Genomic DNA, 26,301 nt, shown 5'->3' on the forward strand with positions numbered 1-26,301 from the left:
AAAAAACCATTTGCGATGCAAATGGTTTTTTTTATTTTATTTAATCGATATTTTCATTCTCATTATCAAATTGATTATTATAAGCTTCGCGTTCTTGTGCTAACTTTTTTTCTCGTTGCTTCTTCTTAAAATCTTTAATTGTCATATAAGTTAATAACACAACAAGTGCAGCTACCAAAAAATAATTGGCATATGTAAATATATTAGTAATCGTATCTGCTACTACATCTTCTGGTGTTGTGACCACTTGATCTTCCATAGAACTATTTTTATTGGTAAAACTCTTTCGGGTATTCAACTATTCCTTTTACATTTTTCAAGGCATCAGGAATCAACTCAATCGCCATACAATTCTCATCTGGAACATCGAAAGGTAATTGAATATCAAATTCAGAGGCTTTTAAGTAACCAAATTTAGGATAATAAGTTGGATGTCCTAACAAAATAACAGATTCAAAACCTAATTCCCTTGCTTTTTGATGTGCAAATTCTATTAAATGACCACCAATTCCATTTCCTTGATAATTTGGCAAGACTACAACTGGTGCAAGCGCTAAAGAATCATAAGAAGAGTTAGAATTAATAATCTTAATCTTTGTCAATAAAATATAACCTACAACAAGTTCATTCATTACAAAAACTAAAGATAAATCTGGAACAAAGTTTTCAGAATTTCTTAATCTTTCAACTAAAAATTGTTCACGATGATCACTATATTCTTCATTTTCAAAAGCCTTTTCTATTAACTTGAAAACATGTTCGTAATCTCTTTCTTCCTCTTTTCTAATAAACATTCCTCATTCAATTGAATCATCTTATAAAATTAGAAAAAGGTTTTAACAAAACAAACTACAAATCGTATCTTTGTAGCTTATAGATTATAAGCAGATGAGTCATCCAAAAAGATATACAATTACAGCGGCGTTACCATACGCTAACGGTCCTTTGCACATTGGTCATATGGCAGGTGTGTATGTTCCTTCTGATATTTATGCACGTTTCTTAAGAAGAAAAGGGAAAGATGTTGCCTTTATCGGAGGTTCTGACGAACATGGTATTCCAATTACTATTCGTGCAAAAAAAGAAGGTGTTACGCCACAAGATATTGTTGATCGTTACCACGAAAACATTAAAAATACATTAGAAAATTTTGGTATAACATTCGATATTTATTCTCGTACAACTTCAGCTAAACACAAAGAAGTTTCTCAAGATTTTTTCAAAACATTGTATGATAACAACAAGTTTACAGAAGAAGTTACAGAACAATATTATGACGAAGATGCACACGAATTTTTAGCGGATAGATACATTCGTGGAGAATGTCCTAAATGTGGTAATACAGATGCTTACGGAGATCAATGTGAAAAATGTGGATCAACATTAAGTCCAGAAGAATTAATCAATCCTCGTTCTGCTTTATCTGGAAATACACCAATCAAAAAAGAAACGAAGAACTGGTATTTACCATTAGATCAATACCAAGATTTCTTATCAAAATGGATTTTAGAAGGTCACAAAAATGACTGGAAATCGAGTGTTTATGGTCAAGTGAAATCATGGTTAGATGATGGTTTAAAACCTCGTGCAATGACGCGTGATTTAAACTGGGGAGTTCCTGTTCCAGTAGAAGGTGCTGAAGGAAAAGTAATGTATGTTTGGTTCGACGCACCTATTGGTTACATTTCTTTTACACAAGAATGGGCAGAACAAAACGGAAAAAACTGGAAAGATTATTGGCAAAACGAAGAAACGAAATTGGTTCATTTCATCGGAAAAGACAATATTGTTTTCCACTGTATCATTTTCCCAACAATGATGAAAGCGCATGGCGACTACATTATGCCAGATAATGTTCCGGCAAACGAATTCTTGAATTTAGAAGATGATAAAATCTCAACTTCTCGCAATTGGGCTGTTTGGGCACACGAATATTTAGAAGATTTCCCTGGTCAACAAGATACTTTGCGTTATGTGTTAACAGCTAATATGCCAGAAAACAAGGATAATAACTTTACTTGGAAAGATTTTCAGACAAAAAACAACTCAGAATTAGTTGGAATTTTAGGAAACTTTATCAACCGCGTAATGGTTTTATCTCACAAATATTACGAAGGAATTGTTCCTGAAAAAACAATTGAATTTGAAGAATTAACTGAAATAAAATATTTTGCAAAACGTATCGGAGATCATTTAGAAAAGTATGAATTCCGTGCTGCTTTAACAGAATATATGAATTTGGCTCGTCTTGGAAATCAGTTTTTACAAGCGCAAGAACCTTGGAAAAAAGGTGATGATCCAGAAGCTGTAAAAGGAATTATGTACACTGCAACACAAATTTCTGCTGCATTGGCACAATTAGGAGAACCTTTTATTCCGTTTGCTTCGCAAAAAATGTTAACGATGATGAACTTAGAAAAAACAACGTGGGAAGATTTAGAATCGACTGACGAATTTGTACAAACAGGACATCAATTAGGTCAATCTGAATTAATTTTTGCGAAAATTGAGGACGAAGCAATCGAAGCACAAATCAATAAACTAAACGAAAGTAAAGTCAAAAATAATATGACAAACCCAAATGCAGAACCTCAAAAAGAATTGATTTCTTTTGATGATTTCCAAAAAATGGATATCCGTATCGGAACTATTTTAGAAGCGAAAAAAGTAGAAAAAGCTGATAAATTATTCGAACTAAAAGTTGATACAGGAATGGATGTTCGTACAATTGTTTCTGGTATTGCAGAACATTTTAACTTAGAAGAAATTGTAGGAAAGCAAGCAATGGTTTTAGCAAATTTAGCACCTCGTAAAATTCGTGGAATCGAATCGAACGGAATGTTATTATTCGCTGATAAAGCAGACGGAAAATTAACGTTTGTTAATCCAGAAGAAGAAACGCCAAACGGTGTTCAAGTTGGATAGACTTAGATTTTAGATATAAGTATTGAGATATTAGAAAGCCACTTCGATGAAGTGGCTTTTAATTTTTGCGATAAAATAATTTTCGATATTAATTTATACTAATTAACTTTATGGTTTATATACTTTTATGTTAAAATATTTATCGTGCTTACTATTATTGCTTTTCAATGTAAATGTTAATAGTCAAGAAACAAATCTTATAGGAAAATGGGTATTGGTAAGAACTTTATATAATGATCAAAAGTTTTTAGAAATTAATCATCTAGATTATGCTCAATCCTTAATTTACGATATTAAACCAAATGAATTTAAAATTAATAATTTTAAAAATTTTCCTGTTGAATTCCAAAAAAATCAAATTATTTATCCTTTACAAATAACAAACTATACTTTTGAAGGTGATTATTTAGTAACAAATATAGAAGGGAGTAATTTGAAGCATTATTTTCTAAAAGTAGAGGATTTATTGAAACGATTTTCTGAGTTTAGCCAACCTACATCATCTAACGAAGATTATATATTGGATAATGGATTAAACAGTTATGATTTTAACCAAGATATTCCTTTGGAGATTTTTATAAATAGAGGATTAAAAAATGTTGTTCCAAAAAATGATAAACGGATTTTTGAAGCTGAATTTGTATTAAATCTTAATCATAAAATTGAGGATATAAAGATTATCAATTCTATTTCTCCAAAATTTGATCAAGCGTATAAGAATCAGTTACAATTGGCTGAATTTTTTCTAAAAAATAATACTGATCGCAAGTTAATTATTAAAAATCGAATTATATTAGATAATGTTAACGTCAATTTCTTTCTCAATTCTAATGTAAGAAGCCTTGGTGAAAAAATTGAGGAGTATTATAAAAACAATAATTTTCCTAAAATAGTAGAATTATCTGAAAACTTTGATAAAGTAATCAAAAAAGAAAATAAAGAAAGTCTTTATATAAGTACAGTTCTTAAATATATTGCGATCTCCCACCTTGCTGTTGGTAATAAAAAAACGGCTTGTGATAAATTTAATGAATTAGGCGATATAAAAAATTTTCGTGTAAGAAACTTTCTTTTAGATTTTTGTAAAGAATAGTGGCTAACTTAAATTTTAGAAATCAAAAAGCTACTTCGATGAAGTGGCTTTTACATTTGAAAATTATCTCGTTAAAACTTCTATAAACTTTCCTTGTTCATTTTTTTCTGAATTAACTTTTAAAATATAATCCTTCTTTTTAATTAAAAAATAATCTTTTCCTTTCATTTTAAAAACTGTATCTCCTTTTTCAATTGAATCACACACATTAGAAAACCATCTACCATCATTAAAAGTATCTATTGTATTTGTTTCAGGATTATTTCCAATAATAGTAAAAGATGCAGATTTTACTCTGTCATCTTTATAATTTTTATTAGAAATAATATTTACACAATAATCTAACTCAGTCTGTTTTTGTCCATTTGTAAAATCACTTTTAAAAAAGTACAAATAGATAACAATTAATAAGAAAACAAATACTAATACTTTGCTATCAAATATTTTACTCATTAACCGCTAATGCTAAACATTCTCTGGAAAAGTAAACGAATCGCCTTGATTTGGTTTATTTTTTCGTTGTGTTGGATTATCTTCTTTTGTTATTTGATGCTCGTTTAGTTCATGCGCCGCTGTAAACGAAGTGACCATTGTATTTAACATTTCCGATGCTGCCGTTGGTGAATTTGGTAAAAGAACTAATTTGCTTCCAGATTTTTCTCCAATTGCTTGCAATGTATCATAATGTTGCGTTACGACAATTAATGCTGAAGCTTCTTGCGACGTAATTCCCGCTCCATTTAACACATCAACAGATTCTAATAAACCTTTTGCTATTTCGCGACGTTGATCAGCAATACCTTGTCCTTGCAAACGCTTTGACTCTGCTTCGGCTCTTGCTTTTTCTACAATCAAAATACGTGCAGCATCACCTTCGTATTGCGCAGCCAATTTTTCACGTTCGGCAGCATTAATACGATTCATCGCATGCTTTACTTGTTCGTCAGGATCAATATCTGTAACTAATGTCTTAACGATTTCATATCCATACGAATTCATTGCTTCTTGTAATTCACTTTTTACTGCAACCGCAATATCATCTTTCTTCTCGAAAACATCATCTAAACGAAGTTTAGGAACCTCAGCTCGAACAACATCAAAAACGAAAGAAGTTATTTGCGTATAAGGATTGTCTAATTTGTAGAAAGCATCATAAACCTGAGCCTTAATAACTTGATATTGCACCGAAACTTTTAAGCGAACAAATACATCATCTTTCGTTTTGGTTTCGACAACTACATCTAATTGTTGAATTTTAATAGACATTTTTCCTGCTATTCTATCCACAATCGGAATTTTGAATTGTAATCCAGGATTACGAATGCTATGAAACTTGCCAAAACGTTCAATCACAACAGCCGTTTGTTGCTTTACTGTGAAAACGAACAAAAAAAGAATAATAATTCCAAAAAATAATAAAATCCCTATATATCCCATGAGTTATTAGTGTTTTGATTTAGTTGGATTAAAATACAAAAAAATTAGGAATGTTAAGTTATAACATTCCTAATTCAAATTTTGCTTCTTCGCTCATCATGTCTCTATCCCAAGGTGGATCAAACGTGATTTCTACGTAACATTTTGATACGTATTCTATCTCTTCTACGCGCTGTTCTACCTCTAAAGGTAAACTTTCAGCCACTGGACAGTTTGGAGATGTCAAGGTCATGGTAACTTTTACCTCACCATCTGCATTCACTTGCGCATCATAAACCAATCCCAATTCATATATATCAACTGGAATCTCTGGATCATAAACTGTTTTGAATTTTTCAACCAATTTCTCTCCAATCGAATCTAATTGTTGTTCTGTTAATGCCATTGTTATCAATTGTTATTGTTCTGCAAATGTACGAATAGTTTAGCTTACGTGGAATTTTTCTAAATAACTATTTTTAATGATTTAAAATAAAATATTTATAAGTATAGAAAATCGCTTTTCTGGAGAACCCAAAAAAGCGATTTACAAACACGAAGAACTTTTTTATAAGAAAAGTTTTATCATTATATAGTTTTAATTATAGACCTACTGTCCAACCTTTAGCCCAAGTTGGTGTATCCACACCATTTCCAGCTCCTGTATTATCTGCTTTTGCATAAGCATTAGAAACGTTAACTGCTGCACCTGCAGAAGTTTTACCTGTTGCTTCTACTCCAACGTTAATAAATTGTACGTTTTTCAAGAATAAATCATTTGGAATCCAAGAGATTGTAGCATCATGTTCGATATCGATACCTTTTGCCCAGTTTGCTAAAACAAAATTCTCGAATTTTCCTTTCGTACCAACACGTAATTTCATTGCTTGATTTTCTCCTTCTCCTGTATAAGAAGTTCCTAAACCAATTAAAGTTACATATCTAATTGTAGGATTAGAAATTGGAGTTAAGGTATGATTACTTGAATTGTTATCCGCTTCTATACCTCTATTTCCTTTGCTACGACCTTCTTTTCCGTACCAATATTCGTTTGTACCAATCCAACCTTCTGTCCAGTCAAACTGATCATCTTCGTTTTCATTTGATACAATATATTTTGTGTTAACAGTTCCACCAAAGAATTCGATTCCATCATCAGAACCTGCATACATTTGTACATATTCAATTTTAGTTCCGTTACCAACACCAAATAAAGAAAGTCCATTAAATTCTTTTTCAGAATTATAAATTGCTCCTGCATATTCAATACGAGTATAGGTAATTGTACCAGAATTATCATTTGCAACATCACCACCATATGTTAATTCAGAAACCTCAGCAGTAGCTGTTTTTGCCTTGTTAATAGGTGCTTTACCACATAAAACTACACCTCCCCAAGAACCTGGTGCTTTTTTATCTGATGTAAATACAACTGGTTTAGCAGAAGTTCCGTTCGAAAATATTTTTCCTCCTTGCGCAACAGCTATAAAAGAAGATGTACCTCCGTTAGCAACGATTAGTGTACCAGCAGGAATTATTAATTCAGCTCCGTCATTAACTTGAATTTTTCCTGTTAAGTAGTATATTTTTGATGCATCTAAAGTAATTTTATCTCCACTTTTTAATTCACCTTTAAAATCAGCAGGATTCGCAACAAATCCTGAAGGATTTGTATTAATGTCTCCATTATCATCATCGTTACTACAACTTGTCAAGGCTAATGTAGAAAATGCTCCTACTAAAAATAGTTTTAAAATTGATTTTTTCATAATTAAATGTTTTATTGTGTTTGTTTTAATTGTTTTAAAATTGATAGTTAACAGATAAACCGAAGTTCATTCCTTTTTTATAGCTTAATGTTTTTACATCTCCATTCAAGTTTTCTTGAACACGATCTATCGTTGGATTTAATAGATTTTTAGCAGAGAAATTGATTCCGATATTTTTATTCAATTTCGAACGTAAAATGAAATCTAATGTGCTAAATCCTTTATCTACTTGATTTCCTCTTGTTTCAGTTCCAAGCGCATAAATACGATCAGAGAAATAGTTATAAGCCACAGTCGCCATTACACTTCCTCCGCTTGCCCATTTCTTAGAATAAGATAAATCTGCATTTGTAATAAACTTAGAAGCCCCTGTAAAAGCATCTTCTGCATTTGTAAAGTTGGTATTGATACGTTGACCATTGAACAATGTTTCGTTATACACTTTTTCATTATCCAATTCTTGATTAGAATACATATAAGCTCCATTAAAACCAACAGTTAATTGTTCTGGATTAGATGTTTTATTATCTAAAATTGATTTTCTAACCTCTAATTCTGCACCAACTGCATATCCCCAATCACCTGTATTTGCGTAAGAAATATCATTAGATGATGAAGCAATTGTTGTTGTATTGATTGGATCTTGAATATATTTCCCGAAACCTCCCAAAGAGATTACTTCTCCACTTTTCGGGAACCATTCCCATTTAATGTCTGCATTGTAATTTGTTGACGGATATAACATTGGATTTCCACGGAAAGTTTCTGTTACATCTTCATAAACAAACATAGCAGTTTCTTTGAATTGAGGTAATGTATAGGTTTTAGATGTAGCGAAGCGTAAGTTTTGATTATCTGTTAATTTATAACGTAACATCAAACTTGGTAATAATTCGAATTGATCGAATGAATTTTTACCTTGTGATAATGCTGTGTACCAATCGATACTTTGTTTAAGATATTCTGCACGAACGCCCAAAACAGCTGTTAATCGATCTGTAAAATTATATTCTACCTCTGCAAAACCAACTTGAATATCTTTTTGTCCGCTGTAAACTTGTGATCTATAACTTCCGTCAGATTTGATATCAAACGTTGTGATTTCGAAACCTGAACCATAATTAGACTGGTTGAAGAAAGCATCTAAATTATTTGGATCAACTTGAATTCCACTTCTCAAAATTTTGAAATTAAATTGATTCGCTTCAAAATCTCTTTCTTTGTGTCTACCTTGGTATCCAATAGAAATTTTAGCTTTATAATCTTTCAAATCTCCACCAAACACTCGGTTATATTCCAAGTTTGCAGAAACCTCGTTCTCATTAAGATTTTGGTAATAACGATTACTTAACGAAGCATCTTGAGAAGCTAATACATATTGTCCAGATTGCTTATCCAAACGCATTGTATTTTGCAAACGATCTGGCATATCTTGTTTCACCGTATTGTATGAAATTCCCCAATGAAACTCAGATTTATCATCTAACCTGTGGTCACCTAATAATTGATTGACAAAAACTTGGTTTCTTTCATAAGTTCCTCTGCGAATAAATCCATTATTATCTTCCGCTAAATCTCTAATAAAACCTTTATATTCTTGTAAACTTTGAGAAGTATTGTTAATAAAAATACTATTTGCTCTTAATCGATTATTTGGGTTAAAATCATAATACAGATTCACCATTCCTGTTGTATTCGTATTATAACTATCTTTTGTATACTCATTGAAACCTTTCAAATTATTTCCTTGAGCATCTACAGAACGTGCTAAACCTTTCTCGATACTTTGAGCTGAATTATCAAAAGAAGCTGTTGCAAAGAATCCGAATTTTGCTCCGTTTTCAAACTTGTAACTTTTACCTCCTTTTATATTGAAACCTCCAGCTACAGCAGATTTAGATTGTGGATTGAAACTATTTGTAAAATGATATCCAGTTGTTGCATTTGCTGGAATTTTCGTTTTTTGAAAACCAAACCAATTTGGTCCATCTTGCAAATTGAAGTTCTTATTTGTAATCGCATTTGAATTAAGATTTAATCCAGTTCCGATTTCTAATAAACCATTTCCTTCATATAATTTTGATGCAATATCAATATTTGCTCCACCAAAATCAGCCATCATTCTTACATTGAATGTTTTGCTCAACGAAATATAATCAATAACATCTGTTGGAAATAAATCCAGTTTAACATTCTTGTTACTTGGATTTTCTGAAGGAATTGGTAAACCATTCAATGAAGTATAATTATAACGATCTCCTAATCCACGTACAAAAACATCCCCCGTGCCTTCTTGCTTAGTAACACCAGCCATTTTTGCAACTGCCGATGCCGCATCACTTACACCTTTACGATCCAATTCTGCAGCACCAATATTCTCCACCATTTTCACAGATTTCTTCTGTATATTAAGTAAAGATGCTTCTCCAGATTTATCTTTTCGTCCTGTGACAACTGCTGCTGATAAATCAATTTTACCATCTTTAAAATCTTCTGGCTTCAAATACATGTTTAATGTATTCGAGTCTGATAAGTTTTGAGAAATTGATTGATAACCATCAACTTTAATATCAAGTTGATAAACATCGTCTGGAACAGAAATTTCGTAGTGACCTTTTTCGTCAGTTTTAGCTTGTATATTCAACCCTTCAACCGTAAAAGATTTTCCAGAAAGTGGTTCATTCGTTTGTTGATCAAATAGTGTTCCTTCTAATTTAATATTAGTTTGTGCAAACAATGCTACTGATCCTAATAATAAAAGTAAAGTTAAATTGCGTTTCATTGCGTTTGATAATTCGTGTTTGTTGTTTGCAAAGTTGTTGGATTCCAATGAAAAACATTTTTAGAAATTGTAAAGGTTTTGTTAGGTAATTGTTATGAAATTATCGTAATTTTAAATGAATGTTAAGAAATGTTTTTGGTTGAGTTCTCCTAAAATTTAAGCTTAATTTTACATCAACTAATTTTATTTAGTTATTACAAACAATTATGAAGAACATTAAAATTTTATTAGTTGACGACGAACCAGATATCTTAGAGTTTATTGGTTACAACTTAAAAAAAGAAGGGTTTGAAATAGAAACTGCTCAAAATGGTGTAGAAGGATTGAAACAAGCCAAAATTTTCCGCCCAGATTTGATTCTATTAGATGTGATGATGCCGCAAATGGACGGAATGGAAATGTGTGCAGAATTGCGTAAATTAGATTCTTTTCAAGATACTTTAGTCGTTTTTCTTTCTGCTCGCGCCGAAGATTTTTCTCAATTAGCAGGTTATGATGCTGGTGCAAATGATTATATTTTAAAACCAATCAAACCAAAAGTTTTAGTGAGTAAACTAAATGCCTTATTGAAGTTAAAACAACCTAACGAAGCACCAAAAGACGAATTTATCAAGCTAAATAATTTCGAGATTAACCGCGAAACCTATAAAGTAAATTTCCAAGGAGAAGACTTTTTATTACCAAGAAAAGAATTCGAATTGATTGCTTTATTAGCTTCAAATCCTGAGCGAGTTTTTAAACGCGAAGAGATTTTAGAAAAAGTTTGGGGAAACGAAGTCGTTGTTGGAGGTCGTACAATTGATGTACATATGCGAAAATTGCGCGAGAAATTTGGGAACGATCGTTTCTCTACAATCAAAGGAATCGGATACAAAATAAATGACTAAAAGCTCGTAATGGCTTCAACTTTCAAAGTTCAAAACATCTTTCTATATGCCTTTCTCAGTACACTAATCTTGGCTTTAGGATTTGTTTTGTTCTCTTTTTTATGGTTTGGAAATATTGAATTTATTCTCCAAGAAAAATTATTTTTCATCAGTTTGATGATTCTTTTATTGATTGGCTTAACCATTTTTTATTGGTTTTCTTTAAAAAATCAACGAAGAAAAGATTTCACTGAAATCTCGAAAAATATTCCACAATTTCAATCCAGTACAATGGATTTTGAAGAACTTTCTCAAAAAATATCAACCATTACAGAAGATCAATCCAAAGAAATAGATGTTTTACATGAGCGAGAAAATTACCGACGAGATTTCTTAGGAAACATTTCACATGAATTGAAAACGCCTCTTTTTTCGGTACAAGGTTATTTGTTAACATTGATTGAAGGTGGTGTTGAAGACGAATCGATTCGTGACAAATACTTAAATCGAATTAATAAATCGGTTGATCGATTAATTTATTTGGTAAAAGATTTGGATATGATTTCGGAGTTAGAACGTGGACGAATCAACATCGAGTTTTCAGTTTTCAATTTAACAGCTCTTGTTCAAGATGTGATTGATTTGTTAGAAATAAAAGCAGAAAAAAATAACATCAAAATTTCGCTAAATTATCCAATTCATCAACCGATAAAAGTCGTGGGTGATATTCAAAAAATACAACAAGTTTTAATTAATTTGATTGTAAATGCAATCAATTATTCAAATCCAAATACAGAAGTTTCGATTGATTTTGAAGAATATGATGACAAAATTCAGATTTCAATCAAAGATGAAGGTGTTGGAATAAAACAAGAGGATATTGACCGAATTTTTGAGCGTTTTTATCGTGTAGATAAATCAAGAAATCGTAATAATGGAGGTTCTGGATTAGGCTTAGCGATTGTAAAACATATTTTAGAAGCGCATAAACAAAAAATTTATGTGACAAGTAAAATTGGGAAGGGTTCTACTTTTTCTTTCTATTTACAGAAAAGTTAATAGTGCTCTTTTTTCTTGGTAAATTTCAACGTAATACTACGTTTGAAAACTTTCAATGTATCATTTTTAGCATCTTTCCATATAAAATAAGGCGGTTGAATATTCAATATGTTCCCTTTTGTTGCTAACGAATCATCAAACATTTCGGCATACATTACTGTATCTTTTTCTAAAAACGATTTATCTTTATAATCAATCAAATAATATTCATTTTTCAAATACATGGGATCTTTTACTCGCAGTGTAGAGTCTTTTGCATCTACATTCCATTTTATATGAATGGGATTAAATCCATCTTCATAACTCACAAAAATACGTGTCGTATTCACAATATGTCGAACAGAAAATATCAGGATAGTAAAAAAAACAAGTATACCGATATAGTAAAATATCAATTCTTTTTTCATGGTTTGGTTTAGGTGTTGATTATTAACGTACAAATATCGTCTTTCTAAGTTAAAAGATACATAAAAAATGTAAATTTGCACTAATTTAATTTTAATATAACTTCCGATAATGCAATATAATCCGAATGAAATCGAACCAAAATGGCAAAAATTTTGGATTGAAGACAAGACGTTCAAAGCTGATAATCAATCAGAAAAACCAAAATTTTATGTATTAGATATGTTTCCTTATCCATCTGGAGCTGGCTTGCACGTAGGTCATCCACTTGGGTATATTGCATCTGATATTTATTCTCGTTACAAAAAATTAAAGGGTTTCAACGTTTTACACCCAATGGGTTACGATTCTTTTGGTTTGCCTGCGGAGCAATATGCGATTCAAACAGGTCAACATCCTGCGATTACAACAACAACGAATATCGAAGGTGGTGTTGATAAACAAGGAAATGTGATTGCTGGTTACGAAAACCAAATGAAAAAGATTGGTTTAGGATATGACTGGGATCGTGAAATCCGTACTTCTGAGCCAGAATATTACAAATGGACACAATGGATTTTTAATCAATTATTTGATTCTTATTACGATAATTCAACTGATAAGGCTGAACCAATCAGTAAATTAGTTGAAACTTTTAGAACAGAAGGAAATGCTAATGTTAATGCAGTTGCAGATGAAGATATCGAAATTTTCTCAGCTGAGCAATGGAACGCTTATTCTGAAAGAGAGCAACAAACTATTTTATTGAAATATCGTTTAACATTTTTAGCAGAAGCAGAAGTAAACTGGTGTCCAGATTTAGGAACTGTTTTAGCAAATGATGAAGTGATTAACGGATTGTCTGAACGTGGAGGATTCCCTGTTGTTCGTAAAAAAATGACACAATGGATGATGCGCATCACAGCTTATGCAGATCGTTTATTATCTGGATTAGATGGAATCGATTGGCCAGACGCAATTAAAGAAGCACAACGCAATTGGATTGGAAAATCTCAAGGTGCATCAATCTTTTTTGATGTTGCAGGAAACGATGAAAAAATTGAAGTTTTCACCACTCGTCCTGATACAGTTTTCGGTGTTTCATACGTAACATTAGCGCCAGAACATCCTTTGGTTTCTCAAATCACAACAGCAGAAAATAAAGCGAAAGTTGATGCATATGTAGATTTCACATCAAAACGTTCTGAACGTGATCGTTTAGCAGATGCTAAGAATATTACAGGAGAATTTACAGGGGCTTACGCAACTCATCCATTTACTGGAAAACAAATTCCGATTTGGATTGGTGATTATGTATTAGCATCTTACGGAACTGGAGCTGTAATGGCTGTTCCTGCTGGTGATGAGCGTGATTTTGCTTTTGCAAATCATTTCAATTTACCAACTGTAAATATTTTTAAAGGACAAGATATTTCTGAAGCTGCTTTTACAGAAAAAGGTGGATTCGAATTACAAGATTCTGATTTCTTAAACGAATTAGATTATAAACAAGCAGTTGCAAAAGCAATTGAAGCTTTAGAAGAAAAAGGTTTTGGAAAAGGTAAAACAAACTTCCGTTTACGCGAAGCTGTTTTCTCTCGTCAAAGATATTGGGGAGAACCAGTTCCGGTTTATTTCAAAGACGAAATGCCTTACACAATTCCTACAGAAGCTTTACCAATTATTTTACCTGAAGTTGACGAATATTTACCAACTTCTGAAGGTGAGCCACCTTTAGGACGTGCAACAAAATGGGCTTTTGATACAACAACGAATCAAGTTGTAGATAATACTTTAATCAATAACGAAACTATTTTCCCAATAGAACTAAATACAATGCCAGGTTGGGCAGGTTCTTCTTGGTATTGGTTACGTTATATGGATGCAAAAAATGAGAACGATTTTGTATCAAAAGAAGCTGTTGATTATTGGCAAAATGTAGATTTATATATGGGTGGATCTGAGCATGCAACTGGTCACTTATTATATTCTCGTTTTTGGCAAAAATTCTTATTCGATAAAGGTTTAGTTCCTACAGACGAATATGCGAAGAAGTTAATCAACCAAGGAATGATTTTAGGAATGAGTGCTTTTGCATACCGCATTAATGGTACAAATACATTTGTTTCTAAAGGTTTAAAAGATCAACACGAAACAACTCCAATCCACGTTGATGTAAACATGTTAAAAGATGGAGGTGATGAATTAGATACAGATAAATTCAAAGCTTGGCGCGAAGATTATGCTACTGCTGAATTTATTTTAGAAGATGGAAAATACATCACAGGACGTGAAGTTGAAAAGATGTCAAAATCTAAGTTTAACGTTATTTCTCCTGATACTATTTGTGACGAATATGGAGCTGATGCATTACGTTTATATGAAATGTTCTTAGGTCCATTAGAACAAACAAAACCATGGAATACGCAAGGTTTATCGGGTGTTTATTCGTTCTTAAAAAAATTCTGGCGTTTATATCATTCAGGAGCAGAAGAAACTTTCTTCGTTTCTGATGACGAACCAACAAAAGAAGAGATGAAAGTATTGCATCAATCAATCAAAAAAGTAGATGAAGATGTAAACAATTTCTCTTTCAATACGTCGGTTTCTACATTTATGATTGCTGTAAACGAATTAGGAAAATTAAAATCAAATAAACGTGCAATTTTAGAACCTTTGGCAATTATTATTTCTCCTTATGCACCACATATTGCTGAAGAATTATGGGCTAAATTAGGAAACGAAACTTCTATTGCTTTGGCAGATTTCCCAGCATTTGATGAGAAATGGTTAGTTGCAGATGCTAAAGAATATCCTGTTTCGTTTAATGGTAAAATGAAATTCTTATTAGAATTACCTTTAACCTTATCAAAAGAAGAAATTCAAGAAATTGTAATGAACGACGAACGTACAATCAAACAATTAGGCGATCGTACTCCAAAAAATATTATTATTGTTCCTGGAAAAATCATCAATATCGTTGGATAATTTTTGGATAAAAATATAAATTTTGAGCCGAGTAAATTACTCGGCTTTTTTATTAAATTTATTTACTTATAATTGAACCTCAATTTTTATGAAATACACACCTATATTAGAAACAGAACGATTAATCATCAGACCAATTACGATTGATGATTTACAAGATTTTTTTGAAATGGATTCTCAACCAGAAGTTCATGAATTTCTAAAAAAAGATCCGATCAAATCTATAGATGAAACAAAAGAAGTTATTGAAGATATCCAAAAACAATATGAAGAACTTGGACATGGTCGTCTTGCTGTTGTAGAAAAAGAAACAGGTAAAATGATTGGTTGGACTGGTTTTAAATATATTATCGAAAGCGAATCGATGAATAATAAATTCGACTTTATTGATATCGGATATCGTTACAGAAAAGAAGCTTGGGGAAAAGGTTATGCAACCGAAGCAGCAGAAGCTTGTATGGAATATTACAGAAAAAATATGTCGCATATTAAACTTAACGCAATAACGCATGTTAATAATATAGCATCAAGAAATGTATTAGAAAAATTAGGCTTCGAGGTAACCGAAACATTTCATTTTGACATGTGGAATTTAGATTGTTTTTGGTACGAATTAAAAAAATAATTAATACTCAATACAATCATAACGCAACCTTTTAAGTAATTCTTTCTCTTAGATTTAAACACTATTTATGAGAAAGAATTATCTTTTTATTTTATTAAATTTAGCTTTCGCACAATTTATTTTTGCACAAGAAAAAACAAATGATGAACGTAAAAATGTCGTTTCACTAAATGTTCTTTCCGCTACATTATCTCCGCCAAGATGGACATTTGGTTACCTATATAAGATTAATGAACATTATTGGATTGGTACTGATATTGGATATGGAAGCGCTAAAAGTATTCCTGTAAGTCACAAACCTAAATACAAAATAAACGATGACTATCAAATAGTTGAAATTCGTCCTGAATTTTATGTAAATATCAATCCTGGAGGAAAAGTAAAACATCTTATTTCCTCGGAGTTATTTTATATTCATCATACAGATCATCTCGAAAATGGAGAATTTTATCGAAAAGATGATCAAAATTTTTCTTATTTATATTCTTATGATACTTCCGATTACAAACGAGAAAAATATGGAATAAATCTTAATTATAATGTTTTTATACAATTGCACAAAGGTCTTATACTAATGCCAAAAATTGGTTTCGGAGTCAAAACACGAAAAGTAAACTATTCTAATATCGATAATATGCAAAGCGTAGAAACTAAAATTTTTGATGATTTTATGGGAGGTTTAGAAAATCATTATAAAAAAGAAGGAACGATGACAGGTTTCAATTTAAATCTTAACTTTAAAATCGGTTATCAATTTTAAACAAAAGATGAAAAAAATAATTGTTACGACACTTTTTTTAGGAATAACACAACTAAATTTTGCACAAAAAATTTCGACAAACGACTACGAAATAAAAACGACTTTAGTAGATTTTAATCTAAAAGGAAAGGTTGAAAAAGTAATTTCTACAGCAACAGATGCAAAAGGAAATTCGGCGACTTTACCTTTTTTAGAAAATGAATTTTACAATCAAATTTCATTAGAATTTAATTCGAAAGGTTTGTTAACAAAGCGAACAAATTATTTAGATTATCAAGGAAAATTAGCTGTTTATAACTATGTTAATTACAACTACAATAACTCAAATTTAATTGATAAACAGACGAATACAGTTATTAACAATGGTGAAGATCCTAAACGAATTGCTTCGGACAAAACATTTGTTTATGATAACAAAAATCACTTGATTAGTTTGACTGAAAAGATAGAAGGAAAATCATCAAAATCTAGTTATGAAACGCTGTTTAACTATTCGAATAAGTTGAATAAAATCACAACGAAAGTAGAAGGTTCTACGATTTCTGAAAACAATTTGACGTACAATAAAAATGGCTTATTGGTTTTGGACGAAATGACTTCATTTGATGGAAAAAAAGGTCGAAAAACCTATTATATTTATGATAAAGAAACACCTGTTTTTCAAGAAGAAATTGTTGGAAATTCAAGTAAGATCATGTTCTTTGAAAACGGAAATATTTCGAAACTACAATCATTTGACAACAATAAAGCTTTGGTATATCAAGCTGATTTTGATTCGAAAAATGAAATTGTGAACTTTAAGAAACAATCCTTCCGAAATGGGCAAACCATTTTAACTTCTTATCAAGTTTCGTACGAATACGATGCAAAAAACAATTGGGTAACAGCTTCTATTTCCACAAATGGAGAAATAAAATATATCGTAAAACGTGCAATCAATTATTATTAAAATACAAAAGGTTGAGCAATGCTCAACCTAAAAATAAAGTTTTTAGTTCCAAACTTCTTCTGCAATTTCTTTGATCAATCGTATTTTATTCCATTGATCTTCTTCTGTTAAAATATTACCTTCTTCTGTTGAAGCAAATCCACATTGTAGACTTAAACTTAACTGATTTAATGGTATATATTTACTCGCTTCTTTAATTCTATTGATAATTATTGACTTTTCTTCTAAGGTTGGATTTTTACTTGTAATTAATCCTAAAACAACATTTTTATTTGCTGGTATATGTTTTAACGGTTCGAAATCTCCTGAACGATCATCATCAAATTCTAAATAAAAATTATCTACATTTTCTTTTCCAAAAAGATACTCAGCAACTGGTGCATATCCACCAGAAGTCGCCCAAGTAGAATGATAATTTCCTCTACAAACATGCGTAGATAGTCGCAAATCTTTTGGTAAATCTTTTAATGCTTCATTGTTCAATTTTAAATAGATTTCTTGTAATTCTGTCTGATCGTAATTTTCTCCAGCCATATTTTTCCAGAAATTTTGATCACATAACATTCCCCAAGTACAATCATCAATTTTTATATCGCGACAACCTAATTCATAAAATTTAAGAATTGTCTCACGATAAGCTTTAGAAATATCAGCAAATAAATCTTCTCTATTTGGATAAAATTCGTTCACTTTTTCTTCATTCGATTCGCGAACCAATTCAGCATAAAATTGTGCTGGAGCAGGGATACTTTGTCTTACAAGTGCTCTATTTGCCGTAATTTCTTTTAGAAAAAGAAAAGCTTGAAAATAAGGATGATCTTCTGAAAAATTAATTTTACCTGTTAATCGAGCTGAATCATTTCGAGTTTCTTCGCCATGAAATAAATAACCTCTTTCCATTAAATTATGTTCAACACCAGAGAATCCCCAAAAAAAATCTAAGTGCCAATAACTTTGTCTAAACTCGCCATCTGTCACTACTTCTAAACCCGCTTCTATTTGTTTATCAACAATTTTCTGAATTTCTTGATTTTCAATTTCACGTAATTCATCAACAGAAATTTCTTTTAACTCAAATTTTTGTCTTGCTTCTTTTAATCTATTTGGTCTTAAGAAACTACCAACAGTATCTACTTTCAAATTTGCTTTTGTACACATATCTTTTTTTTTAATTTTTATCTACACAAATTTAAAAAGACAAAACATTCAATTGTAATATTGTAAAAAATAAGTATTTTTAACTTTTATTAAGTGTTTTTATGAAATATTACACTTTAATACAATAAATATAATTAGATAAAAGAATAATATTTTGATGGATACATTAGACGCAATAGATTTAGAGCTTCTTCGAATACTACAAAAAGACTCAAAATTGACTGTAAAAAAGATTTCTGAAATGGTAAACTTATCTGCATCTCCAGTTTTTGAGCGAATAAAAAGATTAGAACAACAAGGATATATAAAAAATTATAGAGCTGTTTTAGACGCTGAAAAATTAAACAAAGGATTTATTGTTTTTTGTAACATTAAATTGAAACAACATGATCGTGTAATTGGTCATAAATTGGTAGAAGATATTTTGAAAATAGATGAAGTAGTAGAATGTTATAATATTTCTGGAGAATATGATTTCATCTTAAAAGTACAAGTTTTAGACATGAAACATTACCAAGATTTTGTTTTTAATAAATTAGGTGAATTAGAAAGTATCGGAAGTACACACAGTTCTTTTGTAATGGCTGAAATAAAAAATACATATGGGATTAATTTCTAATAAAAACAAAAGGTTGAGCTAAGCTCAACCTTTTTTCCACAAATAAATAACACACTACTTTTTAATTACTTTGAAAGTAGAGTTGTTAACTTTTATGAAGTAAACACCTTTTTGTAAAGTAGAAACATCCAATTGATTTTTCCCTTTTTGTAGTGTTTTCTCTGCTATTTTATTTCCTGTAATAGCGAAAATTTCGGCTTTAGAAGCTTCATTTGTTTCGATAAACAATAAATTGTTAACAGGATTTGGGTAAATATTTACCGAAGATTTATTCAATTCATTTGTTCCTAAAACAGCTGTTGAAATTGAAACCGTCTGCGCTACAACTTTTCCATTCGAATTGAATGATAGCTTTATTTTAGCTGTTCCGTTTTTTAATGGATTAATGACTAACTCATCATTTTCGTTAATAGAAATTTCTACAACATCATCATTTTCGATAATTTCTAAATCCTTCACAATCGCTAAAGCTAAATTATCATTGTCAGAAACTTTATCTTTCAAATCTATTGTCGTAGCTGTATTAATATGATAAGTTGTTTCTAAGTCATTAATAATTGGCGCTGAATTATCAGGAAAAACTGGCAAAGATTGAAACCAATAATAATCGTCTAGTGCAATTGTCTTGATTAAATTTCCTTTGTTATCAAATCTGTGAATCCAGTTTTTTTGGTAATGTGTTCCATAACCATTTTCTGTTGTCGTTACAATCAATTCATCTGTTACAGGATCTACACGCAAACCAGCTCCATAAATAACTTGTTTGTATTGCTCATCTTGTCCTGGAATAGTCGCAAAATTTTCGCTGAACTCGTTTTTGTCTACATCATATTTCACCATTGTTGGGCTCACAGACCAACCAGAACCTGGAAAAAAGTAAATCGCATTTTCTTGAGAAGAAGCCGTAAAACTACCTGCATTCCACGCTCCCCAAGTATTTGGAATTGTTTTCGTTGGAATTGCAACTTCTGTTGTTTCTAATGTAGTTGGATTAATTTTAACCAACTTATTTGCTAATGCTCCCCAAACGTTTCCATCTTTTGTTTGTGTAACAGAAATAAAACTACCTGCGATAGTTTGTTTAATTGTATGTGTTTTTGGATCGATTACTAAGATTCCACCTTTCTGAGTTACAGCAAAAACATAAGTTGATGTACGTATCATATTGGCTAATGCACCAACTTTATCAGCTCCTGAGATTAAAGCTCCTTGCTTCATATTTTCAATATCAAACAAATAAAGTCCACTCGAAGTTCCTACATATCCTGTTTTTGTATCTACTCCAACAAAACTTCTTCCATCTCCTCCAAGTGTCGTAAAACTTGCCTTTTTTTGTAAAGTTTTAGCATCTGCAATCACCAAACGATTTCCTTGTTTCGAAACAATGTAAAAATTATCGCCATAAATTGTAGCAAAAGGAGGTGTTACACCTAATTCTTCGTTTGTGTTTGCAGTTTTATAAATATTGTAATCAACCGTATTATCTTGATTTAAAAAATTGATTGATCCATTTGAATGACCAAACCAATCTTCATTCAAAATAAAAATACCGTTTGTGTATTCTTTTGTTTGTGCAAAACTTGTTTGTATTGCTGCTACCGTAAAAATTGAAAGTAAAAATTTTTTCATATGTTGTTTTTAAACTATCCGAAACCATCATCCAAAAATAACAGCTCCGGATAAAAAATATTTAGAATGAGATGTTATTGAATTTTTTCTACCTTAAGTTTATCCATTGTAAAATATAAAGCTGTATTTGCTCCCCAATTTCCTACATCAGTAGTTTCTAAGAAAAACATCAAGTATTTTACTTCTCCTAAAGCAGAAAGATCTACATCTTGCCAATTTGTTGAAATGTTATTAATTCCGTTTCTGAAATCAACAAAATAATGTGTAACAGGTTTTTCGGTAGTTAATTGCTTATTTGCAGAAACACCATAAATATGAATAGCAAAATAATCGCCTTTTTCAAATTTTCTTGCATAATCATCTCCGTTAAGAATCCCATAATAAGCCCATGGACTCATCACAAGTTTTACACTTTTAGCTTTATATTTATTTGAAGAGTCTGTTATTTCTACAACACTTGAGAAACGATCAGTATCTACTTCTGTTCCGTATTTAAGAACTTTGTCTGATGGTTTGTGATCTGCAAAAGAAACTAAAAATGGTGTTCCTTGTCCATCAGCACCTCCTTTTGCCATTGATCCCCATTGGTTATCTAACCAACCTCCTTCACTACTTATTTGATTTGAATTATCATTGCTGTTAGAAACTGTGAATCCCATCCATGTAAGATATTCTGGCCACGCAATGTGATTAAATTTGAAAATTCCAGAAGTTAGTTCAGCATTTTCAACATATGTACTTTCCCAGATTTTACCTCCAGCTGTAGAAGTTCCTTTTGAAAGGTCAAATTTTGATAAATCTAACGTTTCATATTTCTGTTGTTCAATTAATTCTGTATTATCATCATTGCTACATGATGCTAAAAAAAAGAATGATGTTGTCGCAAATAATAAATTAAAGAAGAGTTTCTTCGTAAAATTAAAATTCATTTTAATTATTTTATGATGTTATTAATGTAAATCGTAAGCTCCAGTTACTTCAGTTGAAATTTCGCCTAACCAACCCGCTTCCTGATTAGTTCCTGTGTATATTTTGATAAAATCTATTCCCATTAATTTGACTGGATTTCCGTTTTTATCAACAGCCCAATCAATATCAATATTTGAGTCTTCGGAACTATTTTGAGCATTATCTGCATAACCATATGCATATTGTTTTCCTGTCCAAATTCCATTATTTTCGGAATAATTATTTGGTAAAAGTGTTCCTGAAAACTTCAGTTCATTTTGTCCAAACCATAATGGATAATACGATTGCTTATGAAAAGAATTTTTCGTTTTATAGCCCGATTTTCCTTGATTATCTGTCCATTTTACATATTCAGGATTAGGAATAATATCTTCCACAGTTGGTTTTTGAAATGTGATCGAATAATTTTTTATTGTATTCGGATTTTTATACTCACTTCCTGCAATTTCGTACCATTCGTCTTCGTCAGGTTTTCCGTTTTTATTTTTATCGTACGCAACCATAATGATACCAGGCTCAGAAGATCCAGCGAAACCATTTCCTAAAACTTTGAAATCACGTTTATTTACCTTATTCATAATTGTATGATCAAAGCCAAAAACAACATAACCACCAAATCCACCTAAAGAGATCATTCCTGTTTCTTTTCCAATCAACTCTTTTTCTGCTTTAGCAGTCATTTCAGCTTGCTTATCCCCATCTACAAAAGCTGGAAGTTTATTAACAAACTGACCAATTGATGGTAAATAATCAAAAACTTGTGCGATGTATTTATTGTATGTCGTTGTTTCTTGTTTGACAATAATTTTTGTTTGTAACGTTTTAGTATCGGTTAACGATTTTATTTCTAATGTCAAATCATAATCACCAGCTTTATCTGAAACAAAACCTAATGTTTTTTCATTTCCGATAATTTCATTCCCAAATTTCCATGTATATGTCGCATTTTCGAAACCAGAAATCGTTGGCTCAATCGGGATGATTTTTAATCGTGTTGCATCATAAGAAGCTTCTAAAGTTGCATTATCAGGATTTAATTCGATAATATTATCGTCATCACTACAGCTTTGTATCAAAGCAAAACTTAGCGCAGTTAGTAAGATTTTTGAATAATTCATATGTAAATTTTATTTGTAAACAAAAGCAAAATGAGCTGGAATATTTCCACCAGCAGTTTTCCATTTAAAGACTCCATTTTTATCAAAACAATAGACATAACCCATTGAAATATAATTCCCTACATCGGTTATAAAAATGTCTTTTGTCTTTGGGTTAACAGCAATTCCGTAGGGTGTTTCTATATTTTTGATAACAGGATCATTCACCAATGTTTTATTGATAACCTGTTCTGTTTTGGTGTCTATTACGCCATAAGATTTGGTGTATTCGAAAGTGGTATAACTAAATTCGTTCGAAAAAAAATAGAGTTTATCATCATCAATCGTGAAGTTAGAAACTGGAATATCAAATTTCTTTTTAATTTGATGTGTCTTACTGTCAATAACAAAAAGATTAGATGAAATATCTCGATAATTACCACGAGAAGTAACATATAAATCTCCTTCAGAATCTTTTTTTATTCGATGAAGATTTACTTCAACATCAATTTTCTTCGTTTCTTTGAATGTTGATAAATCAATAACCGAAATTGTTTTATCATAATCTGGAGCACGATAACCACCTGAATTTGCAACGTATAAATTATTTCCAACAACTTCTAACTCGTCTGGTTGATAACCAACTGTTACTTGACGCGTCACAGATAAATTAATCGTATCAATTTCTACGACTTTTCCTAAAGGAGCTTTCGGATCAATTGTAACTGGTCCGGCATACGATGTTGCATACGCCTTACCATTTGCAAATGTGATGTATCGACCATTTTCTAAAGGAATTGTTCCTAAATGCTTCGCCGTTTTTGCATCCATTACCTCAATAAAATTAGAAACATTGATGACGGCATATAGTTTATTTCCATAAATCTTAATGTCATTCCCAACATCGCCTAATTCTTTTACCATGGTTGGATTTACAGTCGCATAAATATTTCGATTATAGGTTCCTGTTTTAAAATCCATATAATCTATTGTCGCCATATTACTTCCCATATTTCCTTCGTTCAGCAAATAAAATCCAACCACATCCGTTTCTTCTGGAGTTGTTACACCATCTTCTTCACTTTCGATTAAATAAGTATCTTGCTGACATGCATAAAAAGTGGTTACTGTTAATAAACAGACCATTAATCGTTTAAAATATCTCATAAATTTGCGCTTAATATGAATTTGAATTGCCTTCCTGGCATTGGATAATTGTAAATCACATCGTATTGTTGATTCAAAACATTGTTTAATTCAAAAGAAACTTTGAACGAATTTTGATTCAACTTAAATTCTTTATGCACTCCTAAATCATTTGTAAACCAAGGATTTAGTCGATTATATTTATTATTATCTTGATGCACATTGTATCGTTCGCCCACATAAATAAAACTGTAATTGAAATTCCACGTTTTGTATGAAGCTCCTAAAACAAAAGATCCGCTATGCTTGGCTGTATATGGAATTTGATTTTTGTAGTAACTTTTTGCAGGATTAGAATAATCTAACGCTTCTAAAAAACCATAGTTCAACATTGGCGAAACCTCAATATCACCTACTTTAAAAGTTGATCTTATTTTTACATCTAGACCTTTTATTCGGACTTCATCCAAATTCATCATCGTGAAACGAAACAAACTACTTGAAGGTGCTGCGATAATTTTATCAGTTACTTTATTATAATAAGCATCAGCTTGAATGGAAATATTTTTGAAGAAACTCTGAGATGATTTAGAATAGGTAAATCCTAAATTATATTGTGTAGAATATTCTGGTCGAAGATAAGAATAGCCAATATTCGTGTAATACAGATCGTTGAACGTTGGCATTCTAAAAATACGTTTGTAAAATGCTCTAATATTAAAATCGTGAGATTTGAATGGTTGATAATTTGCAATAATAGTTGGTGTCCATACATTTTTATCTGGTGCGCTTGTGTTTTTTTCGACCGATTCTTTCACAAATGTTCCTAATAAACTTCCTTGTAGATTAAGACGACCAAATCTGTAAGTTGAAGCAAAAGCAACCAAATTTATATGACGGGTTGGGTATGAAAATTCTTTTAAATCGGCATCTAAATTGCTAAACTGATAGTCCGTTGCAACGTTCACATCCCACTTATCATTAATAGCATATACATTCGCCCATGAAATATAAAATTCGCGTTGAATAAATTTATTTTCATTTTTTACCGTAGAAACAGTGTCTGTAAAATGTGTAAAATCGTATGCAAGTTTTGCATTAATCTTGGATTGAAAATTCTTGAAACGTTTTTCGTATTTTCCTTGAACAAAATAATTTTTATCTACCCATGTTTGTCCACGACCATCTAAACGTCCACGGACAATTGATGCTGGTATTCCTCTATCCGAATCAAACAAATAACCTTTTACATTCCAATTCGATTGATTTCCTTTCCCGAATAACCCCAATTCTACACGCTTCGCATCAACTTGTCCATCGCGACGTCTTAAAACGGTATCATAAGCTGTGGAACCATCTAAATTTTTGCGTTGATAACGAAATTTATACACACCATTCGTTTTGATATATTCTGCACTTAAAACAGCTGATAATCGATCAGAAATCTTATGTTCAATTCGTGTTGAAGGATTAATTAATTGAATAGATCCTAATTTATATCTAATTGTGATATTAGTTCTTTTGTTATTTCTAAAAATAGGCTTCTTTGTTTCTAAATAAATCGCCGAAGCTGATGCATAATCTTTTGCAGATTGAAAAATGTTACTTTTTTGACCGTTGTATAACGAAATGACTTCCATATCATCCAACGAAAACTTTCCTAAATCAACAATTCCATTCTGCGCATTTCCTAATTGAATTCCATCATAAAATACTGCAACATGTTGCGACCCCATTCCACGAACATCAATTGTTTTTAAACCACCAACACCTCCGTAATCTTTTATTTGTACACCAGAAAAAAAACGAACAGCGTCTGCCACAGAATGGCTATTTAAAGCCTGTAACTGCTCTCCTTTCAATTCCTGAACTGGAACTACTGATTTGTTATTAATTGTTGAAATTTCGACTTGTTGAAGCTCTAAAATACTATCACGAATTATTTGCGCAGAGGCAATGCCACATGAAAGTAAAATCAAGCTGCAACAATAAATTATAGTTTTTAGATTTCTCATTTAGCACTAATCAACTGTTGCTAACGAGAGTGTATGAAGTATAATAGAGAGG

General features: G+C 31.2%; 23 protein-coding genes. 9 read left to right on the plus strand and 14 right to left on the minus strand.

Going from position 1 to position 26,301, the window contains the following annotated elements; genetic code table 11:
- Nucleotides 1–40: 40 nt before the first annotated feature.
- On the minus strand, nucleotides 41–259 hold the full coding sequence (locus AC2I98_RS10430) for a hypothetical protein (RefSeq protein WP_486411623.1): 219 nt from the start codon (nucleotides 257–259) through the stop codon (nucleotides 41–43).
- A gap of 10 nt (nucleotides 260–269) precedes the next feature.
- Nucleotides 270–794, minus strand: coding sequence for a GNAT family N-acetyltransferase (locus AC2I98_RS10435; protein WP_486411624.1), 525 nt, complete (start codon nucleotides 792–794; stop codon nucleotides 270–272).
- 94 nt (nucleotides 795–888) lie between these two features.
- Between AC2I98_RS10435 and metG the strand changes: the two genes are divergently transcribed.
- Together metG and AC2I98_RS10445 are read left to right on the plus strand one after the other, a co-directional pair.
- Nucleotides 889–2,925 (plus strand): methionine--tRNA ligase, encoded by a 2,037-nt coding sequence (gene metG, locus AC2I98_RS10440; RefSeq protein ID WP_486411625.1) that lies wholly within the window; start codon nucleotides 889–891, stop codon nucleotides 2,923–2,925.
- A gap of 127 nt (nucleotides 2,926–3,052) precedes the next feature.
- Nucleotides 3,053–4,018 (plus strand): hypothetical protein, encoded by a 966-nt coding sequence (locus AC2I98_RS10445; RefSeq protein WP_486411626.1) that lies wholly within the window; start codon nucleotides 3,053–3,055, stop codon nucleotides 4,016–4,018.
- A gap of 63 nt (nucleotides 4,019–4,081) precedes the next feature.
- Here AC2I98_RS10445 and AC2I98_RS10450 read toward each other — a convergent pair whose 3' ends face one another.
- The 5 genes from AC2I98_RS10450 to AC2I98_RS10470 form a co-directional block, all read right to left on the minus strand.
- Nucleotides 4,082–4,471, minus strand: a complete 390-nt coding sequence (locus tag AC2I98_RS10450; protein ID WP_486411627.1) for a hypothetical protein — start codon at nucleotides 4,469–4,471, stop codon at nucleotides 4,082–4,084.
- A gap of 12 nt (nucleotides 4,472–4,483) precedes the next feature.
- Nucleotides 4,484–5,455 (minus strand): SPFH domain-containing protein, encoded by a 972-nt coding sequence (locus AC2I98_RS10455; protein ID WP_486411628.1) that lies wholly within the window; start codon nucleotides 5,453–5,455, stop codon nucleotides 4,484–4,486.
- 58 nt (nucleotides 5,456–5,513) lie between these two features.
- Nucleotides 5,514–5,840: a DUF59 domain-containing protein gene (locus AC2I98_RS10460; protein ID WP_221856371.1), complete on the minus strand. Its 327-nt coding sequence runs from the start codon at nucleotides 5,838–5,840 to the stop codon at nucleotides 5,514–5,516.
- A gap of 196 nt (nucleotides 5,841–6,036) precedes the next feature.
- A complete protein-coding gene (locus tag AC2I98_RS10465; RefSeq protein ID WP_486411629.1) occupies nucleotides 6,037–7,203 on the minus strand; it encodes a hypothetical protein in 1,167 nt (388 codons plus the stop codon).
- Between the two features lie 34 nt (nucleotides 7,204–7,237).
- Nucleotides 7,238–9,985: a TonB-dependent receptor domain-containing protein gene (locus AC2I98_RS10470; protein WP_486411630.1), complete on the minus strand. Its 2,748-nt coding sequence runs from the start codon at nucleotides 9,983–9,985 to the stop codon at nucleotides 7,238–7,240.
- Nucleotides 9,986–10,191: 206 nt separating this feature from the next.
- On the opposite strand from AC2I98_RS10470, the gene AC2I98_RS10475 reads away from it, so the two are divergent.
- Nucleotides 10,192–10,872, plus strand: coding sequence for a response regulator transcription factor (locus tag AC2I98_RS10475; protein ID WP_486411631.1), 681 nt, complete (start codon nucleotides 10,192–10,194; stop codon nucleotides 10,870–10,872).
- Nucleotides 10,873–10,881: 9 nt separating this feature from the next.
- Nucleotides 10,882–11,910 carry a sensor histidine kinase gene (locus AC2I98_RS10480; RefSeq protein WP_486411632.1) on the plus strand — a complete coding sequence of 343 codons (1,029 nt, stop codon included), beginning with the start codon at nucleotides 10,882–10,884 and terminating at the stop codon, nucleotides 11,908–11,910.
- Here AC2I98_RS10480 and AC2I98_RS10485 read toward each other — a convergent pair.
- The gene (locus AC2I98_RS10485) at nucleotides 11,907–12,317 is read right to left on the minus strand and encodes a hypothetical protein (RefSeq protein WP_486411633.1); all 411 of its coding nucleotides are present in this window, start codon (nucleotides 12,315–12,317) and stop codon (nucleotides 11,907–11,909) included. The genes AC2I98_RS10480 and AC2I98_RS10485 overlap by 4 nt on opposite strands.
- Before the next feature lie 109 nt (nucleotides 12,318–12,426).
- Between AC2I98_RS10485 and leuS the strand changes: the two genes are divergently transcribed.
- The 4 genes from leuS to AC2I98_RS10505 all read left to right on the plus strand — a co-directional run bounded on the left by leuS (nucleotide 12,427) and on the right by AC2I98_RS10505 (nucleotide 17,616).
- Nucleotides 12,427–15,282, plus strand: a complete 2,856-nt coding sequence (gene leuS, locus AC2I98_RS10490) for a leucine--tRNA ligase (RefSeq protein ID WP_486411634.1) — start codon at nucleotides 12,427–12,429, stop codon at nucleotides 15,280–15,282.
- 88 nt (nucleotides 15,283–15,370) lie between these two features.
- Complete coding sequence (locus AC2I98_RS10495) at nucleotides 15,371–15,907, plus strand: GNAT family N-acetyltransferase (protein ID WP_486411635.1); 537 nt, start codon at nucleotides 15,371–15,373, stop codon at nucleotides 15,905–15,907.
- Nucleotides 15,908–15,974: 67 nt separating this feature from the next.
- A complete protein-coding gene (locus AC2I98_RS10500; protein ID WP_486411636.1) occupies nucleotides 15,975–16,667 on the plus strand; it encodes a hypothetical protein in 693 nt (230 codons plus the stop codon).
- A gap of 7 nt (nucleotides 16,668–16,674) precedes the next feature.
- On the plus strand, nucleotides 16,675–17,616 hold the full coding sequence (locus tag AC2I98_RS10505) for a hypothetical protein (protein ID WP_486411637.1): 942 nt from the start codon (nucleotides 16,675–16,677) through the stop codon (nucleotides 17,614–17,616).
- Between the two features lie 42 nt (nucleotides 17,617–17,658).
- Here the strand turns inward: AC2I98_RS10505 and AC2I98_RS10510 are convergent, their stop codons facing one another.
- A complete protein-coding gene (locus AC2I98_RS10510; protein WP_486411638.1) occupies nucleotides 17,659–18,774 on the minus strand; it encodes a 5-methyltetrahydropteroyltriglutamate--homocysteine S-methyltransferase in 1,116 nt (371 codons plus the stop codon).
- Between the two features lie 157 nt (nucleotides 18,775–18,931).
- Between AC2I98_RS10510 and AC2I98_RS10515 the strand changes: the two genes are divergently transcribed.
- The gene (locus AC2I98_RS10515) at nucleotides 18,932–19,393 is read left to right on the plus strand and encodes an Lrp/AsnC family transcriptional regulator (RefSeq protein WP_486411639.1); all 462 of its coding nucleotides are present in this window, start codon (nucleotides 18,932–18,934) and stop codon (nucleotides 19,391–19,393) included.
- Nucleotides 19,394–19,447: 54 nt separating this feature from the next.
- Here AC2I98_RS10515 and AC2I98_RS10520 read toward each other — a convergent pair whose 3' ends face one another.
- The 5 genes from AC2I98_RS10520 to AC2I98_RS10540 form a co-directional block, all read right to left on the minus strand.
- Nucleotides 19,448–21,022, minus strand: coding sequence for a DUF5074 domain-containing protein (locus tag AC2I98_RS10520; RefSeq protein ID WP_486411640.1), 1,575 nt, complete (start codon nucleotides 21,020–21,022; stop codon nucleotides 19,448–19,450).
- A 74-nt stretch (nucleotides 21,023–21,096) separates the two neighbouring features.
- On the minus strand, nucleotides 21,097–21,951 hold the full coding sequence (locus tag AC2I98_RS10525; RefSeq protein WP_486411641.1) for a DUF4465 domain-containing protein: 855 nt from the start codon (nucleotides 21,949–21,951) through the stop codon (nucleotides 21,097–21,099).
- A 21-nt stretch (nucleotides 21,952–21,972) separates the two neighbouring features.
- Nucleotides 21,973–23,109, minus strand: a complete 1,137-nt coding sequence (locus AC2I98_RS10530) for a PKD-like domain-containing protein (protein WP_486411642.1) — start codon at nucleotides 23,107–23,109, stop codon at nucleotides 21,973–21,975.
- A gap of 9 nt (nucleotides 23,110–23,118) precedes the next feature.
- Nucleotides 23,119–24,255 (minus strand): DUF5074 domain-containing protein, encoded by a 1,137-nt coding sequence (locus AC2I98_RS10535; RefSeq protein WP_486411643.1) that lies wholly within the window; start codon nucleotides 24,253–24,255, stop codon nucleotides 23,119–23,121.
- Nucleotides 24,252–26,249, minus strand: a complete 1,998-nt coding sequence (locus AC2I98_RS10540; RefSeq protein ID WP_486411644.1) for a TonB-dependent receptor — start codon at nucleotides 26,247–26,249, stop codon at nucleotides 24,252–24,254. The genes AC2I98_RS10535 and AC2I98_RS10540 overlap by 4 nt, the downstream gene beginning before the upstream one ends.
- Between the last annotated feature and the right edge of the window lie 52 nt (nucleotides 26,250–26,301).

Source organism: Empedobacter sp. EJD.6dd, assembly GCF_057369435.1.

Bases quoted from the DNA above. Each gene is read 5' to 3' on its own strand.
- AC2I98_RS10445 (WP_486411626.1), top strand. From the start codon at position 3,053: ATGTTAAAATATTTATCGTGCTTACTATTATTGCTTTTCAATGTAAAT.
- AC2I98_RS10520 (WP_486411640.1), bottom strand. From the start codon at position 21,022: ATGAAAAAATTTTTACTTTCAATTTTTACGGTAGCAGCAATACAAACA.
- AC2I98_RS10505 (WP_486411637.1), top strand. From the start codon at position 16,675: ATGAAAAAAATAATTGTTACGACACTTTTTTTAGGAATAACACAACTA.
- AC2I98_RS10535 (WP_486411643.1), bottom strand. From the start codon at position 24,255: ATGAGATATTTTAAACGATTAATGGTCTGTTTATTAACAGTAACCACT.
- AC2I98_RS10485 (WP_486411633.1), bottom strand. From the start codon at position 12,317: ATGAAAAAAGAATTGATATTTTACTATATCGGTATACTTGTTTTTTTT.
- AC2I98_RS10435 (WP_486411624.1), bottom strand. From the start codon at position 794: ATGTTTATTAGAAAAGAGGAAGAAAGAGATTACGAACATGTTTTCAAG.
- AC2I98_RS10525 (WP_486411641.1), bottom strand. From the start codon at position 21,951: ATGAATTTTAATTTTACGAAGAAACTCTTCTTTAATTTATTATTTGCG.
- AC2I98_RS10450 (WP_486411627.1), bottom strand. From the start codon at position 4,471: ATGAGTAAAATATTTGATAGCAAAGTATTAGTATTTGTTTTCTTATTA.
- AC2I98_RS10515 (WP_486411639.1), top strand. From the start codon at position 18,932: ATGGATACATTAGACGCAATAGATTTAGAGCTTCTTCGAATACTACAA.
- AC2I98_RS10465 (WP_486411629.1), bottom strand. From the start codon at position 7,203: ATGAAAAAATCAATTTTAAAACTATTTTTAGTAGGAGCATTTTCTACA.
- metG (WP_486411625.1), top strand. From the start codon at position 889: ATGAGTCATCCAAAAAGATATACAATTACAGCGGCGTTACCATACGCT.
- AC2I98_RS10470 (WP_486411630.1), bottom strand. From the start codon at position 9,985: ATGAAACGCAATTTAACTTTACTTTTATTATTAGGATCAGTAGCATTG.
- AC2I98_RS10495 (WP_486411635.1), top strand. From the start codon at position 15,371: ATGAAATACACACCTATATTAGAAACAGAACGATTAATCATCAGACCA.
- AC2I98_RS10500 (WP_486411636.1), top strand. From the start codon at position 15,975: ATGAGAAAGAATTATCTTTTTATTTTATTAAATTTAGCTTTCGCACAA.
- AC2I98_RS10530 (WP_486411642.1), bottom strand. From the start codon at position 23,109: ATGAATTATTCAAAAATCTTACTAACTGCGCTAAGTTTTGCTTTGATA.
- AC2I98_RS10460 (WP_221856371.1), bottom strand. From the start codon at position 5,840: ATGGCATTAACAGAACAACAATTAGATTCGATTGGAGAGAAATTGGTT.
- AC2I98_RS10455 (WP_486411628.1), bottom strand. From the start codon at position 5,455: ATGGGATATATAGGGATTTTATTATTTTTTGGAATTATTATTCTTTTT.
- AC2I98_RS10475 (WP_486411631.1), top strand. From the start codon at position 10,192: ATGAAGAACATTAAAATTTTATTAGTTGACGACGAACCAGATATCTTA.
- leuS (WP_486411634.1), top strand. From the start codon at position 12,427: ATGCAATATAATCCGAATGAAATCGAACCAAAATGGCAAAAATTTTGG.
- AC2I98_RS10430 (WP_486411623.1), bottom strand. From the start codon at position 259: ATGGAAGATCAAGTGGTCACAACACCAGAAGATGTAGTAGCAGATACG.
- AC2I98_RS10540 (WP_486411644.1), bottom strand. From the start codon at position 26,249: ATGAGAAATCTAAAAACTATAATTTATTGTTGCAGCTTGATTTTACTT.
- AC2I98_RS10480 (WP_486411632.1), top strand. From the start codon at position 10,882: ATGGCTTCAACTTTCAAAGTTCAAAACATCTTTCTATATGCCTTTCTC.
- AC2I98_RS10510 (WP_486411638.1), bottom strand. From the start codon at position 18,774: ATGTGTACAAAAGCAAATTTGAAAGTAGATACTGTTGGTAGTTTCTTA.